At 70.8% G+C, this 1,069-nt stretch carries 2 protein-coding genes; both read right to left on the bottom strand.

The annotated features are described in order from the left end of the window. Positions 1 to 443, bottom strand: a 443-nt coding sequence (locus IEZ05_RS36100; protein ID WP_189234556.1) for a CE1759 family FMN reductase, incomplete at its 3' end; no start/stop codon positions are given. Then, positions 440 to 1,069, bottom strand: a 630-nt coding sequence (locus IEZ05_RS36095) for an LLM class flavin-dependent oxidoreductase (RefSeq protein ID WP_189234555.1), incomplete at its 5' end; no start/stop codon positions are given. The genes IEZ05_RS36095 and IEZ05_RS36100, both read right to left, overlap by 4 nt.

Below are 1,069 nucleotides of genomic sequence, written 5' to 3'. Positions count from 1 at the left end.
CCGGTCGGGACGACGACGGCCTTGAGGTAGGCGAAGAGCGGACGCAGTGCGTGCTCCAGCACGAGCGAGTGCCGGGCCGTGCCGCCGGTCGCCGCGATCAGCACCGGCTTCCCCGCCAGGGCGTCCGCTTCCGTGGCGCCCAGCGCGTCGAAGAACGACTTGAACAGCCCGCTGTACGACGCCGAGAACACCGGCGTGACGACGATCAGGCCGTCGGCCGCCCGCACGGCGTCGAAGGCGGCGGACAGCTCCCGCCCGGGGAAACCGTTGGTGAAGGTGTGCGCGATCTCCACCGCGAGGTCCCGCAGCTCGATCATGTGGACAGCGGCCGGCTGGGGCTCCGGCGCGGTGGCCGCCGGGGCGGCGACCGCCGCCAGCCGGTCGGCCAGCAGCCGGGTGGAGGACGGGACACTCAGTCCCGCGGAGACGACGACGAGCTTCATGCGCGTGCTCCTTCCTGCTCAGCACTCTTCGCGCCCGCCAGCAGCGAGGCGTGGGTCGGGGCGTCCGGCACGTCCGCCGGGCGGTTCTTCGCGAACTCCTCGCGCAGCACCGGCACGACCTCCTCGCCGAGCAGGTCGAGCTGCTCCAGGACGGTCTTCAGCGGCAGCCCCGCGTGGTCCATCAGGAACAGCTGGCGCTGGTAGTCACCGGCGTAGTCGCGGAAGGCGAGGGTCTTCTCGATCACCTGCTGCGGCGAGCCGACGGTCAGCGGCGTCTGCTCGGTGAACTCCTCCAGCGACGGACCGTGCCCGTAGACCGGCGCGACGTCGAAGTACGGCCGGAACTCGCGCACCGCGTCCTGGCTGTTCCTCCGCATGAACACCTGACCGCCGAGACCGACGATCGCCTGCTCGGGCGTACCGTGCCCGTAGTGGGCGTAGCGCTTGCGGTAGAACTCGACCATGCGCTTGGTGTGGTCGGCCGGCCAGAAGATGTTGTTGTGGAAGAAGCCGTCACCGTAGTACGCGGCCTGCTCGGCGATCTCCGGAGAGCGGATCGAGCCGTGCCAGACGAACGGCGCGACACCGTCCAGCGGGCGGGGCGTGGACGTGAAGCCCTGCAGCGG

The sequence above is a fragment of the Streptomyces flaveolus genome (genome assembly GCF_014648815.1).
Taxonomy (GTDB): Bacteria; Actinomycetota; Actinomycetes; order Streptomycetales; family Streptomycetaceae; genus Streptomyces; species Streptomyces flaveolus.
This window is presented reverse-complemented; position numbering and strand designations above follow the sequence as displayed.